The 15242-nt window shown below is 59.7% G+C and carries 19 protein-coding genes; all 19 read right to left on the minus strand.

Annotation, left to right across the window (positions count from 1 at the left end; translation table 11 throughout):
* Window positions 1-25: 25 nt before the first annotated feature.
* On the minus strand, window positions 26-745 hold the full coding sequence (locus tag A3714_RS13145; protein WP_063508312.1) for a ZIP family metal transporter: 720 nt from the start codon (window positions 743-745) through the stop codon (window positions 26-28).
* 62 nt (window positions 746-807) lie between these two features.
* The gene (locus A3714_RS13150) at window positions 808-1545 is read right to left on the minus strand and encodes an energy transducer TonB (RefSeq protein ID WP_063508313.1); all 738 of its coding nucleotides are present in this window, start codon (window positions 1543-1545) and stop codon (window positions 808-810) included.
* Complete coding sequence (locus tag A3714_RS13155) at window positions 1542-1955, minus strand: biopolymer transporter ExbD (protein ID WP_063508314.1); 414 nt, start codon at window positions 1953-1955, stop codon at window positions 1542-1544. Before A3714_RS13155 ends, A3714_RS13150 begins: the two co-directional genes overlap by 4 nt.
* Window positions 1952-2332: a biopolymer transporter ExbD gene (locus A3714_RS13160; protein WP_063508315.1), complete on the minus strand. Its 381-nt coding sequence runs from the start codon at window positions 2330-2332 to the stop codon at window positions 1952-1954. The genes A3714_RS13155 and A3714_RS13160 overlap by 4 nt, the downstream gene beginning before the upstream one ends.
* A complete protein-coding gene (locus A3714_RS13165; protein WP_062815954.1) occupies window positions 2322-2993 on the minus strand; it encodes a MotA/TolQ/ExbB proton channel family protein in 672 nt (223 codons plus the stop codon). The genes A3714_RS13160 and A3714_RS13165 overlap by 11 nt, the downstream gene beginning before the upstream one ends.
* 385 nt (window positions 2994-3378) lie before the next feature.
* Entirely contained in the window at window positions 3379-3816 is a 438-nt protein-coding gene (locus tag A3714_RS13170) for a copper resistance protein NlpE (protein WP_062815955.1), read from the minus strand.
* Window positions 3817-3885: 69 nt separating this feature from the next.
* Window positions 3886-4053, minus strand: coding sequence for a hypothetical protein (locus A3714_RS17755; protein ID WP_156478249.1), 168 nt, complete (start codon window positions 4051-4053; stop codon window positions 3886-3888).
* A 92-nt stretch (window positions 4054-4145) separates the two neighbouring features.
* A complete protein-coding gene (locus tag A3714_RS13175; protein WP_062815956.1) occupies window positions 4146-4811 on the minus strand; it encodes a bifunctional 2-polyprenyl-6-hydroxyphenol methylase/3-demethylubiquinol 3-O-methyltransferase UbiG in 666 nt (221 codons plus the stop codon).
* Window positions 4812-4815: 4 nt separating this feature from the next.
* Window positions 4816-5484, minus strand: coding sequence for a glutathione S-transferase (locus A3714_RS13180; RefSeq protein ID WP_063508316.1), 669 nt, complete (start codon window positions 5482-5484; stop codon window positions 4816-4818).
* Window positions 5485-5610: 126 nt separating this feature from the next.
* Window positions 5611-7119 (minus strand): D-alanyl-D-alanine carboxypeptidase/D-alanyl-D-alanine-endopeptidase, encoded by a 1509-nt coding sequence (gene dacB / locus A3714_RS13185; protein WP_063525862.1) that lies wholly within the window; start codon window positions 7117-7119, stop codon window positions 5611-5613.
* A gap of 148 nt (window positions 7120-7267) precedes the next feature.
* The gene (gene lipA / locus A3714_RS13190) at window positions 7268-8248 is read right to left on the minus strand and encodes a lipoyl synthase (RefSeq protein ID WP_063509624.1); all 981 of its coding nucleotides are present in this window, start codon (window positions 8246-8248) and stop codon (window positions 7268-7270) included.
* Between the two features lie 16 nt (window positions 8249-8264).
* Entirely contained in the window at window positions 8265-8951 is a 687-nt protein-coding gene (gene lipB / locus A3714_RS13195; protein ID WP_062815960.1) for a lipoyl(octanoyl) transferase LipB, read from the minus strand.
* Between the two features lie 563 nt (window positions 8952-9514).
* Window positions 9515-9817 (minus strand): hypothetical protein, encoded by a 303-nt coding sequence (locus tag A3714_RS17585; RefSeq protein ID WP_082844769.1) that lies wholly within the window; start codon window positions 9815-9817, stop codon window positions 9515-9517.
* Between the two features lie 206 nt (window positions 9818-10023).
* Entirely contained in the window at window positions 10024-10293 is a 270-nt protein-coding gene (locus tag A3714_RS13205) for a DUF493 domain-containing protein (RefSeq protein ID WP_062815962.1), read from the minus strand.
* Window positions 10294-10296: 3 nt separating this feature from the next.
* Window positions 10297-11169 (minus strand): D-amino acid aminotransferase, encoded by an 873-nt coding sequence (locus A3714_RS13210; RefSeq protein ID WP_063509623.1) that lies wholly within the window; start codon window positions 11167-11169, stop codon window positions 10297-10299.
* Window positions 11170-11238: 69 nt separating this feature from the next.
* Window positions 11239-12399, minus strand: a complete 1161-nt coding sequence (locus tag A3714_RS13215) for a D-alanyl-D-alanine carboxypeptidase family protein (protein WP_062815964.1) — start codon at window positions 12397-12399, stop codon at window positions 11239-11241.
* Window positions 12400-12587: 188 nt separating this feature from the next.
* Entirely contained in the window at window positions 12588-13475 is an 888-nt protein-coding gene (locus A3714_RS13220) for a septal ring lytic transglycosylase RlpA family protein (protein ID WP_063509622.1), read from the minus strand.
* Window positions 13475-14518: a lytic murein transglycosylase B gene (gene mltB, locus A3714_RS13225; protein WP_063526839.1), complete on the minus strand. Its 1044-nt coding sequence runs from the start codon at window positions 14516-14518 to the stop codon at window positions 13475-13477. Before mltB ends, A3714_RS13220 begins: the two co-directional genes overlap by 1 nt.
* A 158-nt stretch (window positions 14519-14676) precedes the next feature.
* On the minus strand, window positions 14677-15242 hold a 566-nt coding region (locus tag A3714_RS13230), incomplete at its 5' end, for an FtsW/RodA/SpoVE family cell cycle protein (RefSeq protein WP_197463417.1).

Below are 15242 nucleotides of genomic sequence, written 5' to 3' on the forward strand. Positions count from 1 at the left end.
ATGGCTCCTACAGCGCCGTTACCCCTCAATGCACCAGCAAATGCCCCACCAACCCCAACGCAAACCCGGCCACGGCGCCCTGGGCTGGCGCCCAATGCTTTTTCAGGGGCACCTGCGGGGCAATGTCTTGGAACACCAGGTAGAGAATCCCGCCGCTGGCAAACAGCATGATGCCCCCCAGCACCAGTGGGCTGTCCACCAGCACCAGGAAGCCCAGGGCGGCGCTGACGGGGCCGAGCAGTGCCAGGGTGGTGAAGGCCAGAATGATCTTGCGGGAGGAGAGGGTATTGCCGTCGCTGTTGCGGATTTCCCGATAGGCGTTGAAGCCTTCCGGGAGATTCTGCATGCCGATCAGGAACGCCAACAGGTAGGCCTGGCCTCCTCCCACTGCCAGTGCCGCCCCCAGGGCGATGGCTTCGGGCACAAAATCCAGCAACATGGCCAGTAGTTGTGACATGGCACCGCCATGGGCAGCCAGTGCCCGGTCCACCACCATAAAGGCAATGCCGCCGCCAACGAACAGCAGGGTGGCTGAGAGCGGGTTATGGTGTTGGGCTCCTTCCGGGACCAGCACCAGGGCCACGGCGGCCAGCAAGGCGCCACCACCGAAGGCAATGACCGTATGGCGGACTTCCTGTTCCAGCCAGCCCCGTGCGATGTGTTGTTTGACACCGATCAGGGCACCGGCGGCCATGCTCAGGCCTGCGGCCAAGCTGAGCAGTAATGCAAGATAAAGTGGGCTCATGGATCATCCTTGAAGGTGAAACGCCTGTTAGCGAGAGACCTTAAAGTCTGACCGGTGGACGATCAACTGTTACTGAGGCTGTAGTCCACCGGCGCGATGACTTCCACGGGAATGCGTTTCAGATCCTTGGGGGGAGCATCAAAGCGGAGGCGGGAAACCAGCTCCAGGGTCGCCCGGTCCAGAATCCGGCTGCCGGAGCTCTCCACGACCGCCACCTGTTCTGCCCGACCGGAGGCGTTGATCATGAACGAGACCTTCACGGTACCCTGTTGGCGACGCATGCGGGCGCGGTGCGGGTACTGTTTGTTGTAGTCGATGGTATCGCGCACCTTGGCCAGGTATTTGTTCAGGGCGTTTTCCGTGTCGCCGGATTGATGCACCCCTTCACCCGGGTCCCCGGCCATGCCTTTGGCGCCCACTTGTTGGGGCTGGCTGGCGGCCTGCTCGCTATCGTTTTTTTCCCGGGTTTCCTGCTCCGTTTTCTTCTCTTTCTTGGCCACAACCGGTTCCGGGGTGGGTTCCGGTTTGGGTTCCGGCTTGGGCTTGGCCACGGGCTTGGGTTTCGGTTTTACCTTGGGCTTGGGTTTTGGCTCGGGCTTGGGCGTCGGCGCTGGCGCCGCCTTGGCCGGCGCGGGTGGGGCGGCGGGTTTTTCCGCTGGCGGCGCAAGGCTGACCACCATTTCCGTGACACCGGGTTTGGCCGGCCGTCCGCCGGCCAGGGTAAGGGCTCCGACGGTAACCAGGACGCTGGCGTGAATCAGGGCGGAGATGACCCAGGCGAAAAGAGTGCGGGATTTCATTGCCCCTCCCCGTCATTGCGGGTCACCAGGCGCACTTGCTCCACGCCCAGTTCCTGCAGGGTTTCCAGTCTTTCCCGCAGGGTCGTCATGGTGACGCCGGCATCTGCCAGCAGACGGACTTCCGCCCCTTCCGGGCGTTCTTTCAGATGCTCTTGCAGTGTGGCCTCGGTGAGCGCCGTGTCATTGTCCTCGGTGAACCACTGGCCGTCCTTCTGCAATACCAGCAACAATTTGTCCCGGGCTTCCGGTCCATTGGCGCTCTGGCTCAGAGGGGTATCCACGGATACGGTGGGGCTCTTGGCCAGCTGGCCGGCCAGCATGAAGAAGATCAACAGCAGAAATACCACATTGATCAGTGGCAACACCGGTTCCAGTGGGGGGCGGCGGGAAGAGGTTTCCATGATCATCATGGCAACAGCTCCAGTTGTACGTCCTTTACGCCGGCGCCCTTGATCGCATCCACGGCGGCCAGGGCTTGCTGCAAGGTGGCATCCGCACTGACGGTGACCCAGACCTTGGTTTTCTGGGTGTCGAGCCGATCCGCCACGGCGTCAGGGGTGAAACTGACGCCGTTCAGATTCAGGTCGCCGTCGGCCTCCACTTCGATCACCAGCCACTTGTCATCAGGTTTATTCATGCTTTCAGCGGGCTGCACGTTGACGGGCAGGTCGTAGAACTGCCCGAAACGGGTCGCCAGCATAAAGAACACCAGCAGAATAAATACTACATCAATCAGCGGTGTGAGGCTGATAAAGGGCGTACGGTGACGCTCTGGTTCAATATGCATGCGCCACCGACGGGTCGCGGTCCTCTTCCAGGGGCTCGGATTCCGCGTGATTGTTGCGAAGGACCTTCAGACGGGACAAGCGGTCCTGCATTTTTTCCCGGCACAGTTCCAGACTGCGGTCCGCCCAGTGAAAGGCAGCCAGCGTGGGGATCGCAACGGTAAGACCGGCGGCGGTGGTCAGCAAGGCTTCCCAGATACCGCCTGAGAGGATGGACGGGTCCACCTGGGAACCCGCCGTCTCCAGGGCCTGAAACGCGCCGATCATGCCAAATACGGTACCCAGCAGGCCGAGAAGGGGCGCCACGGCGCTGATCACTTCCAGGATGCGCAGGCCGCCGCGCAGATTATCCAGGGAGGTGCGCGCCAGGCGCAGGCTTTCTTCCTGCCAGGCCGCTTCTTCCAGTTTGCTGTTCTGCCAGCATTGCCATACCACCTGATCAATCGGGCTGGTCAGTTTCCCGGGCTTGGCGGGTTGCTGGCCCCGGGTCAGGGCGTCCAGCAGACGGTCTGCCTGACGGGCGCTGCCCGGGCGAACGCGGGCAAACTGCAGAATCTTGGAGATCAGGGTGGCCAGGGCGATCACGGACAACAAGGCCAGAACCCACATGGTGGCGCCGCCACTGACAAACCAGTCAGGCAGTTGCAGGGAAATCGGGGGCATGGAAAAACTCCTGCTACGGGCGAATCCAACGGGCCCGGTTAGTAGTTCAAAAAGCATGCATACTGGCATGCGGTTGTGACATCCCGGTGACTGAGCAACAAACCGGGGAACACGGATTCGAGACGGTCAGCGCGAAGGCTCGAATAAGGGGTCGCAATAATAGGTTCGCAGGCACCTGAATGCAAGTCATTCCTATTTGCGGGCCATTCACGGTACTGCATCGCAGTGTTGCTGAACGATGGGGTTATGCCGATGGGGAAGCGGGCGACAGCCACAGAAAACGGGCGTCTGGGAGGGTAAGGCTGGTGGCCGCCCCCGAAAGCGCTTTGCGGTCTTTCGGGGGGAGGCATCCAGTCAGAAGGGCGCCGTGGGACGCCCGGCAGAGTTATTTGAGCAGCAAGCGGTAATTCATGTTGGATTCGATGCGGTTACCGTCCTGATCCAGTTGTTCAATGGCGTTGACGGCATCCTTGATATAACGGCGGTCGGCATCGGGATCATCGGGGTTGATGGTGTAGATGTCGTATTGCATGTTGCCCTGCAGGCGCTTTTCCGCCTCCCAGTTACCGCGCTCTGACGCGCTCAACTCCACTTTGGAACCGCTCAGGTATTCCTCGCGCAGTTCAAAGCGAGTGGGATTGTCGTACTGATCTCGGTAAAGCGTCAGAGTAGTGCGAATGCCGGAACAATCAGCGCAGGGCAGCATGCCGCTGTATGTCAGCTTCTGGGCGGTAGGGTTGACCGGTTCTTCCGGTGGCTTGCTCTGGCAGCCGGTAACGAGAATGGCACTGCCCAGCACGGCGGCGGCGAGGTAGGTTTTCATCTTGGTACTCCCTGACAACTCCTTTAAAGATACCCCTTTGAAAAGTGTTTTTGTGTTTGGTTCGCCGTTTTAACAGTTTTTGATAATTTCATGGCGCGTTTGCGCACTGCTCAGTAGACAGGAGGGAGTCTCGGAGGGCTCGGCAGACAGGGCCTGGTGCGCATCAATCTTGCGGAAAACCCATTGCATGATGGCCAGAAAGAAAGCGAACACGATCAAGAAATAGAACAGAATCATGCAGCACCTACCCGGTTATTGTTGTGCAGACAGGCTAGAACCGGACGGTGGAGGTCACCAGCAACACTTTGTTATCAGTTGTTGGTTTACTGTTATCGGGGTTCCGGGCGGGCATGAAAAATGACGGAAACCGGCAGTGTCTGCTGCGGGTCCAGAGGTTCCTCCAGAGAGACTCGATAGCCCTGGCTGTGGAGCAGCGCCAGCCAGCTCTGCAACGTGCGGAAATACCAGGGCGGAGCATCACCGAAATCAACGCAATCGGCTGGCCAGCGGGTTTCACGCCAGCCATCGCAATAGTGTCCTTCGCAGGTCATCAGCGGGTGCAGGGTCTGTATCAGCAGCAAGCCTCCGGGGGAGAGCCGGCGGTGCAGCACAGCCAGTAACTGTTGTACGGATTGCTCGCCAAACAGGGAAAAATTGCACACGGCCAGATCAAAGGAGTCGGTGAGGTTCTGCGCCAGTTCACTGAAGGCCAGACAGCGGTAGTCCCCCTGTTGGTGTTGCTGGCGGGCAGCCTCCACCAGGGCCGGGATGGCATCGATGCCGGTGGTGTGAATGCCCCGGGCAGCCAGGCGGCGACATAACCAGCCCTCGCCACATCCCACATCCAGCACCCGGCTCGGCTGGTGAGCGAGGATGGCCCGTTCGATGGCCGGGTCGCTGATGCGCCGGCTGGCCAGCCCCTGCTGTTGTATCAGGCGGGTCCAGGGGGCGGCATTATCCTGCCAGCTGGCAAGGATGCGTTGCTCCGGTGTCATGTGGTCAGCGCATGGGGGTCAGTGGGCCCGCCCGTTCCACGGCTCGCTGGTACGCCGGACGTGCTTCCATCTGCTGCAGGAAGCGCTGGATTGCCGGCAACCGGCTCAGATCGGCGCGGGCAGAGGCGGCCTGCAACGGAAAGCTCATGATGATATCCGCTGCGCTGAGCGTCTCGCCAGCAAACCAGTTATGGTCGGCCAGGTGAGACTCAATGACAGCCAGCTGGGTTTCCAGTTGCGGGTCAATGAAGGTGCCAATCACCTTGCCGCTGATGCCCTTGGCAACCGGACGGACAATAAAGGGCATGGGGGATTTGGGAATACGGCTGAATACCAGCTTCATCACCAGCAGGGGCATCAGGGAGCCTTCTGCGTAGTGAAGCCAGTAACGCTCTTGCACCCAGCGTGGATCGTCGGTGCTGATTTTCCAGCTGTCGTCACCGTGTCGCTGGATCAAATATTCAATAATGGCGCCGGACTCTGCCACGGTGATGTCGCCATCGGTGATCACCGGGGATTTCCCCAACGGATGCACCTGCTTGAGTTCCGCCGGGGCCAGCATGGTTTTGCTGTCGCGGGCATAGTGGCGAATCTCGTAGTCCAGGCCCAGTTCTTCCAGCAGCCAGACGATGCGCAGGGAACGGGAGTTTTCCAGGTGGTGAAGGGTGATCATGGGCTGTCTCGCTAATCCGGTGTTGCCCGGCAGCATAGCAGAGTTATGCGCCATTCACGTGCGACACCCTGCACACCTGTGATCGGTGAGGGGGGAGCATGCAACAAAGGCATAACCCCCCGGACTTCAGTGTCTGGCGGTATCAATACTGGGAGGGCGAGCCGCCAGATGAACCTGCTTGATCACCGAGTCGAGAATGGTTTCGGTGCGCCAGGCCTGATGGTGGTTAACCATGGCAACCACCGCCCAGGTGGTGTTGTTTTCATCCCGGGTGAAGCCAGCGATGGAACGTACGTTTTTCAGTGAGCCCGTCTTGATATGGCCGAGGCCGGCCATGCCGGCCTTGCCAAGCCGCCGGCGCATGGTGCCGTCCATGGCGATCAGCGGCAGGGATGCGATCAACTCAGCCGCAAAACGGCTTTCCCAGGCTTGTTGCAACAGGCTGGCCATCTGCCGGGCAGAGATCCGTTCAAGGCGCGATAGGCCGGAGCCGTTTTCAAACACCATGCCCTGGCTGTCGATGCCCTTGGTGGCCAGCCATTCGCGGATGGTTCTTTCCGCCGCTGCCAGGTCGTCCCGGTCTCCAGGTTGACGGAATTTGGCGCCCAGGCTGAGGAACAGCTGGCGGACCATCACGTTATTGCTCCACTTGTTGATGTCACGAACCATGGTGACCAGGTCTCGCGAGGAAGTGGTGGCGAGCAGTTCGGTGTTGGCATCACGGGGGCGCAGCCCTTGACGTATCTGACCGGTGAGAGTGCCGCCCAGTTGCTGCCACAGGCCGGTGATCAGAGCGCCGGTGTAGTCGCCCTGGTCCATGACGGACAGGTAGCTGCTGGTGGAGCACCCTTTGGGCAGCACGCCGGTGACAGTGATGCGGGTGTGGCCATTTTCGGTCAGGGTCGGTTGGTAATCGAACTGGTAGCGTCGCGGGCACTGGCCGTAATCCTTGAAGACCATCCGGTTATCGATCTCTACCCCATTGAGGGTGGGTTCGGTCCAGGTATGGATGCCTCTCTCGTCAGCGCGGGAACGAATGCGCAACACATTCAGGTTGGTAAGCAAAGCGTGGGGTTCAACCAGGAAGGGCGCATTGGGGTTGTCGCCGTCATCATCAAAGTCAGGAATACCGTTGGGCAGATTGAAGGCGCTGGCGTCAAGCACCAGGTCACCCTGGATATGGTCAATGCCCATGGCGCGCAGCTCGCGCATCAACAGCCAGAGTCGCTCTTCGGTCAGTTTCGGGTCGCCACTGCCAGCGAAGTAGAGGTTGCCCTGCAGGGTGTTTCCACTGATCTTGCCGTCGGTGTACAGCCGGGTATGCCACTGATAGGTGGGACCGAGCAGCTCCAGGGCCGCATAGGTGGTGACCACTTTCATGATGGAGCCGGGATTGAAGGGGGTATCCGCATTCAGAAAGCGGGCATCACCAGGGCCGTTCAGGGGAATGGCGGTGACCGCCAGGTGCTCGTCGGCCAGCTGCAGATTCTTGGCTGCCTCCAGTACCGGAGCCAGAAGCGGGGTGGGTGAACCGGCATGGGCGGGAATGGCGCCCAGCATGCTCAACAGGGTCAGGCATGAAAGTGCTGACAGCAATCGTAAAAAGCGTGCCTTGACGGCAACCGGGTGAGACATGAGCAGACCTGGCCAGATAGTGGCGGAAAGTAGAACGGCACAAGAAAATAACTGGCCCTAGCGTAAACCAAAGCCGGGGCCGGGTCAGCGGGGGGAATCGCGATGAAATGTAAATTCATCGCGACTCCTGCGCTGGAGCGGGGCGGCATCAGGCGGGTTTGTGGATTCCCACATCAATGCCTTTGTGTTGCAGGTCTGCGTGATAGGAGCTGCGCACCATGGGGCCGGATGCCACAGAGCGGAAGCCCAGCTCCTCCGCCACACGGGCATATTCGCGGAATTCGTCCGGGTGAACGAAACGGGCCACCGGCGCGTGGTGTTTGCTGGGCTGCAGGTACTGACCAATGGTCAGCATGTCCACATCGTGGGTGCGCAGGTCCTTGATGGTGTTGATCACCTGTTCGAAGGTTTCACCCAGGCCCACCATGATGCCGCTCTTGGTGCTCACGTCCGGGCGGCGTGCCTTGTAGCGCTGCAGCAGGTCCAGTGAATGCTGGTAACGCGCGCCGGGGCGGATGTGCTTGTACAGCTCCGGGACCGTTTCGATGTTGTGGTTGAACACATCTGGCGCCGTGTCCACCAGAATATCCACGGCGGTATCCAGGCAAGGGCGGAAGTCGGGGGTGAGGATTTCAATCTTGGTCTGCGGCGTGCGTGCGCGAACCTGGCGGATGCATTCGGCAAAATGCTCGGCGCCCCCATCGGCCAGATCGTCCCGGTCCACGGAGGTGATCACCACATACTTGAGCCCCAGATTTTCCACGGATTCGGCCAGATGCAGGGGCTCTTCCGGGTCCAGGGCGTTGGGGCGGCCAAAGCCCACATCACAGAAGGCACAACGTCGGGTGCAGATGTCGCCCATGATCATGAAGGTGGCAGTGCCGCCGCCGAAACATTCCGGCAGATTGGGACAGGCGGCTTCCTCGCAGACGGTGTGCAGCTTCTGCTCGCGGAGCATGGACTTGATGCGCTGGATCTCGCCGTTGGCGGGGACGCGCACACGGATCCAGTCCGGCTTCCGCTGGTAGCCGGTCTCTTCATTGACCATGGGAATGGTGCGTACCTTGTCTGCACCACGCAGCTTGTCGCCGATCTGAACCTTGCGCTTGGCCTGTGCCTGCTCGCTCATGGGGTGTCCGTTACTGTCAGGGTGCCGGGCTGTGGGCCGGCGAAAATTCGGAAACGTCATTGTACCAGTCTGGCAAGGGGGCTGTCCGTGGCGCCAGCCCCAGACGTTTGGCTAATAACGTCACCAGCTGTTGCTCCATGGTGTGGCGATCCAGCACCACGCCCTGCTGGCTAAGGGTGGTCATGGGCTGGCCAACATGGCCGCAGGGGTTGATGCGCTGCCAGGGAGACAGGTCCATGTCGCGGTTGATGGCCAGGCCGTGATAACTGGCGCCCCGGCGGATGCGCAACCCCAGTGAGGCAATCTTGGCGCCTTGCACATAGACACCGGGAGCGTCGTCACGGTTGGCGGCGTCGATGCCGTGGCTGGCCAGAAAATCGATGATGCCCTGCTCAATGGCACTGACCAGCCCCCGGCTGCCGAGTCCCAGGCGTTTAATGTCCAGCATAAGGTAGATCACCGTCTGCCCGGGGCCGTGGTAAGTCACCTGCCCGCCCCGGTCGCTGTTGACCACCGGGATCTCGCCGGCATTGAGCACATGTTCCGGTTTGCCGGCTTGACCCAGGGTGAACACCGGTGGGTGTTCCAGCACCCAGAGCTCGTCGGCAGTGTCGGCGGTACGGCCATCGGTTAGCGTGCGCATGGCCTGCCAGCAGGGGGTGTAATCCACCCGGGGGAGATAGCGAATCAAGGCATCGTTCATGGGGGAAGTATAAAGGCAGCGAGAAGCTACAAGCTACAAGCTACAAGCTACAAGCTACAAGCTACAAGCTACAAGCTACAAGCTACAAGCTACAAGCTACAAGCTACAAGCTACAAGCTACAAGCTACAAGCTACAAGCTACAAGCTACAAGCTACAAGCTACAAGCTACGCTCGGTTGGATAGGGAAAGGTTAGAAAGTTCCCGGTACCTTGGCGTTTCTACGAAGCCGCTGTAGGAGTACCTCTTGAGGTGCGAACCGCGCTTGCGCGGAAATCGACCGTAGGGCGATCAGGAATATCAAGGCTCGACAGGTCTCCGCAGAAACCATGGTGGATAGCCGTTGAGCTCTGCCGCCTCGCTACGCTCGGTTCGTCCCTCAAGAGGAACTCCTACAGATAGAGCCAGGCAGCGCGGAGTCTGTGGGAATTCATGGGTGCAAAGGAGCTTCTTCGCGTTGCGGCTTGAAGCTTATCGCTTGCAGCTGAAATAAAAAAAGCCCGGCAAAGCCGGGCTTAAGGCAGACCCCGTTTGGGGTAACAACAATCGAACCAGAATAACTAGCCTAGATCAGGCGATTCCCTGTCCTCTGGTTTACCAGATGCAGATTCAGTTCCTCAACGCTGATGCCGTACTCGATACCGTCCTGGTCGTCATCGCGAAGTTTGATGGTTTCAAAGGCGTCGAAATGTACGGGGGTGCCGTGGACGCTTTGCTGGATATGCGGGCTGCGCGGCATGGCGGGAACAATGTCCGCAGAATGGGGCATATTGACGGAATGAACCGTTTGGGACGTGGGGCTCGGCAGATCAACAGCGACCAAAATCAGCAAGCAACTGCACAGACACAATAAGGTCAGCGTTTTCATTTTTGTGATCCCGTTACATTCTTCTTATAGGTGGGACCATACGGGCACGCGGGTACCAAACCAATGGTGGCTTGGTGAGGCTTGCGTGTCGGGCTGTGACCAAGGGTTAAATTGTGTAATGGCGCCGGTGAAACACACAGGGAATGACAGCTTTCGCAACCTGGTCCGGGATTTTTCTGCCAACCCTGCGTTTGGGGAGAGTGACGTCAGAGCGACATCTTCACGTGCGGGCACTCATTGAGCGCTTTGTAGATGGCTTCCACCTGCTCGCGATTGCGCATGGTCACCTGGGCAGTGAAGGAAACAAAATTGCCTTTGCTACTGGGCTTGCGCGCCAGGTGGTTGTCAGCATCGAAGTCCTCGAGGTGTGTTTCAAGGATCTCGATTAATACGGTTTCCAGGGGTGAGTCCGCCAGGCCCATGACCTTCAGTTGCATATCGTGGGGAAACTCCCAGAGGTGTTCCTGAATCGCCATGGCTTACTCCTGGTCCAGGCCGCACAGGCGGCGTTTAAAATCGATATAGTGCCGGGCCAGTGTTTTCCACATGGCGCCGGGTTTGCCGTTGCCTACCACAGCCTCATTCAATTGCGTGATCGGCACCACTTCCCGGGTGGAGCTGGTGATCCAGATCTCTTCTGCCTGTCGCAACTGGGCTTCGGTGATTTCTGTTTCCGCAAAGGGCAGGCTGTGTCGGGCGCATAATTCTACTACCAGATCGCGGGTGATGCCGCCCAGAATGGCATGATTTTTTGGCGGAGTGAGGATGGTGCCGTCGAGCACGATGAAGACGTTGCTGGCGGAGCCCTCGGTCACGAAGCCATCGCGCAGCAGAATGGTTTCCATGGCTCCGCTGGTGGCTGCCTGTTGCCGCAACAGACTGTTGGGCAGCAGGGAAATGGATTTGATATCGCAGCGGGCCCAGCGGATATCGTCCCGGGTGATGGCCTTGCCCCCCGTGGCGGTGTCCGGGCTATCGGCGGCGGGAACGGCGATGGGACTGGTCATCATGAACACGGTGGGAGACACCGGTGGCGTGGGGAAGGCGTGGTCGCGCCGGGGAGCGGTGCCACGGGTAACCTGAAGGTAGACGGAAAGGTTGCCGCCGCCATTGCGTGCGATCAGTTCTTCGCACAGCGCCTGCCACTGTGCGGGCGAGAAGGGGTTGCGGATTTCCACTTCACGCAGGGACCGTTCCAGCCGTTGCAGATGCTCCTCGAAGCGGAACAATACGCTGTTAAAGGCCGGAATCACTTCATAGATGCCGTCCGCAAACAGAAAACCCCGATCCATTGGAGAGATCCGAGCCTCTTCTGGCGCCATGAAGGCGCCATTGAGATAGACCTGGGACATGTCGTTTCCTCTGACAGTCTGACGCTTGGCGCCGCCAGTGGGGTGTCAGGCCTCGAGCATCAGGCGTGCTTAAAACAGCCCCTTGAAGAACAGCAGAACATGATGCCAGAGCTTGGTAAAGATGCCGGCCTCTTCAATGTTTTCCAGGGCAACCAGGGGCTTTTCCATCAGCACGTCGTTGTTCTGACGAACGGTCACGGTGCCGTATTGCTGACCCTGCACGATAGGGGCTTTCAATTGCGGGTTCACCGTCATTTCCGCTTTCAGGCTTTCATGGCTGTCACGGGGAATGGTCAACACCAGATCTTCAGCCAGGCCCAGGCGCAGCTGTTTGCTCTCGCCCATCCAGACATCCACGGTATCGAGAATATCCCCGGCGCTGTAGGCCTTGTAGGTCTCGAAGAAACGGAACCCGTAAGTGAGCAGTTTCTGGGACTCGCGCGCGCGGGCAGATTCCGAGTCGGTGCCCATGACCACGGTAATCAAGCGCATGCCGTCTTTCTCTGCGGACGATACCAGACAGTAACCGGCTTCTTCGGTATGGCCGGTTTTCAGACCGTCCACGCTGGGATCGCGCCACAACAGCAGGTTACGGTTCTGCTGGGTGATGCCGTTGTAGGTGTATTCCTTCTCCGCGTAAATGTCGTAGTGTTCGGGAAAGTCGCGGGTGATAGCGCGGGCCAGAATGGCCATATCACGGGCGGTGGTGTAATGGTTTTCAGCCGGCCAGCCGGTGGAATTGACGAAGTGGCTGTCTTTCATGCCCAGGCGACGAGCGTGTTGATTCATCAGGTCGGCAAAGGCGTCTTCCGAGCCGGCAATGAATTCCGCCATTGCCACGCTGGCATCGTTGCCGGACTGGATGATGATGCCACGCAGCAGGTCGCCAACGGGTACCCGGGTGCCTTCGCGGACAAACATCCGTGAGCCGCCCATTTTCCAGGCCTGTACGCTGATCGGGGCCATATCCTGTTCGGAGATATTGCCTTTCTGCAATTCTGCCTCGGCGATGTATGCCGTCATCATCTTGGTCAGGCTGGCGGGAGGGAGCCGCTGATCCGCATTGTGCTCGACGATGATGTTGCCGCTGGCCGCATCCATCAGCAGGTAGCCACGGGCATCAACCTGCGGAGCCCGAGGGACCGTGCTGGCCTGGGCCTGCAGGGACATCAGGGTGCCGAGAAGGGCAACGATGATAAAAAAGGTAGAGCGAAACGACTGGGGGCGCATGGATTTCCTGCCTGTTGTGTCCTTGTCAGCCTGAAAATTCAGGGGTCTGTGAGTCGAAGGGGGAAGCCCTGAGCGTCTTTGACAGAGAAAAGGGCAAAAATTCCCCGACATCACGGGATGGCTGCATTCTAGATGAGCGCAACCGAGCTGTTAACCGGAGGAACGGCTTAGTTTGCCCAAACTGCCTGTCAGGGCGTAATGGGCACCGGCCGTTCGAACCCGGCGTCGGCCATGGTTTGACGCACCTGTTGGCGTTGTTGGTCGTCCGTATAGGGGCCGATCCAGACGCGATGCAGCGCCTTGCCCGAGCGGATTTCGCTGCTCAGGCCCAGCTGTTCCCGCAGGCTCTGCTGCATGCGTTCTGCGGCAGCACGGTCCTGAAAGGCCCCGGCCTGAAGAAACAGTCTTGGTTCGCTGCCGGTGTTCGGGGGCGGGCTGTCCACGGCGGCACGCACCGCCGTGGGTATTTTGCTTGCGGGCAGGGAGGGATCCGGGGTCGCACTGATGGTTTCCACTCTGACCCGGCCGGTGCCAGCCTGTTCAATCCCCAGCCGCACGGCGGCGGCCCAGGACAGATCGATGATGCGGTCCTCATGGAAGGGGCCGCGATCGTTGATTCGCACTACCAGGCTCTTGCCGTTATCCAGATTGGTGACGCGGGCATAAGTGGGCAGGGGCAGGCTGCGATGGGCGGCGGTGAAGCGGTACATATCGAAGGATTCGCCGCTGGAGGTACGGTGGCCATGGAATTTCTGACCGTACCAGGACGCCAGCCCCTCGGCTTGGTAGCCTTCGGCGCTGGGGAGCACCCGGTAGGTCTTGCCCCAGACACTGTAGGTATCCGGGTTGCCATAGCGGCTGCGGGGCTCGCTCTTGGGCACCGGTTCAGGCAGTTGTGAGACGTCCCGCCGTTCCTTCGGTGGCGTATCCTGGTCCATGCTGTAGCGGTCCGACCCCGGTGCTCCGTTTTTGACAGTATCGTCGGGGACACTATTGCCGGAGGAAGAAGGGCCCGGGGTGGTGGCGCAGGCGCCCAGCAGCGTGCAGGTGGCCAACGCCCATGCCAGTCGCATCATTAGTGGGTCTCCAGGGCTGCAGCGATCTCTCGAGACAGTTGTAGCACGGCCATGGCGTAGAGGCGACTGTGGTTGTAGCGGGTAATGACGTAGAAATTATCGGTGGCCAGCCAGAACTCGGTGCCTTGCAGGCCTTCCAGGTCCAGCAGGGCGACACGGGTGTCTCCCGGCAGATCAAAGCAGTATTCGCTCTTTACGCCGCTGCCTTCGCAGCTGATTGGCGACACCTGCGCCTGGCGGGCCTGATCCAGGGTGAAAGATGGCTTATAGCCTTTTTTCGCCAGCGGTTGATAGCCACTGCCTTCCACACGAGCGCGGGCCGCCACCGGCAGGTCCGGCTGCCAGCGATGCTCATGGAAGTAGTTGGCCACGGAACCGATGGCATCCACCGGGTTGTTCACCAGGTCGGTGACGCCATCGTTGTCAAAGTCGACGGCATAGGCCTGGTAGCTGGTGGGGATAAACTGGCCATAACCCATGGCGCCGGCGTAGGAGCCGGTGATGACGTTGGCATCGATATGGGCCTTTTGCTCCAGCTCAAACAGGGCTTTGAGCTGCTTGCGGAAGAAGCTGGCCCGCGGCGGGTAGTCAAATCCCAGGGTGGCCAGGGCGTCCACCACCCGGTAGGAGCCCATATACTGCCCGTAACGGGTTTCCACGCCGATGATGGCCAGGATGATTTCCTGGGGAACCCCATAGGTCTGTTCGGCCCGGGCCAGGGTATCGGCGTGTTCGCGGTAAAATTCCACCGCTTTCTGCACCCGGCTCTCCTGCAGGAATATTTTCTGATAAGTCGCCCAGGTGTGGGTTTTTTCCGCCGGACGGGCAATGGACTCCAGAATTTTCGGCTGGCATTCGGCACTGCCGAGCACCTGGCGAATACGGGCCTCATCACCCCCTTCGGCCACCAGCTCACGAATCATGGTTTTGGCCAGATCCCGCTGTAGGTAATCATTGTTTTGCGGGCAGGTATGCTCAGCCAGGCTCGGCAGGGATGTACAGAGCAGTGCTGTGGCCAGAATGGCTTGATAGGAACGACGCAAAGGGTGATCTCCTGTTTTCGTTATATCCATTGACCGCGTTGTGGCGGTTTTGTGCCCGGCTGGATGAAAAAGGCGAGTTACGAGTTGCGAGTTGGGAAGAGCGAAGAGTAACACCGTTTTTTTCAGGGTTTTCGCTTCTCGCAACTCGCTCCTCGCTTCTAATAACTCATCAGTCGCCGATGGGTGTGAATCGACATGAGCATGCCAAAGCTGGCCAGCAAGGTAACGATAGAGGTGCCGCCGTAGCTGATCAGGGGTAACGGTACCCCCACCACGGGTAAGAGTCCGGACACCATGCCGATGTTCACAAAAATATAAATAAAAAATGTCATCGTCAGGCTGGAGGCAAACAGGCGGGAAAAGGTGTCCTGCGCCTGCCAACTGATAAAGAAACCCCGTCCCACAATCACCAGATAAACCATCAGCAACAGGGTGACGCCCACCAGACCGAACTCTTCGCTCAGGACGGCCAGGATGAAGTCGGTAGAGGATTCCGGCAGAAAATCCAGACGGGACTGGGTGCCGTCCAGCCAGCCTTTGCCATCTACGCCGCCGGAACCGATGGCGGTTTTCGACTGGATAATGTTCCAGCCGGTACCCCGCGGGTCGGCTTCCGGGTTCAGGAAGGTGTCCACCCGGTTGCGCTGGTAGTCGTGCATGACAAAGAAGTACATCAGCGGCGCGGCGGTGACCACCAGCAGTACGGCCACGGCGATCAATCGCC

This window comes from Alcanivorax sp. HI0007, from assembly GCF_001635525.1.
Classification (GTDB): domain Bacteria; phylum Pseudomonadota; class Gammaproteobacteria; order Pseudomonadales; family Alcanivoracaceae; genus Alcanivorax.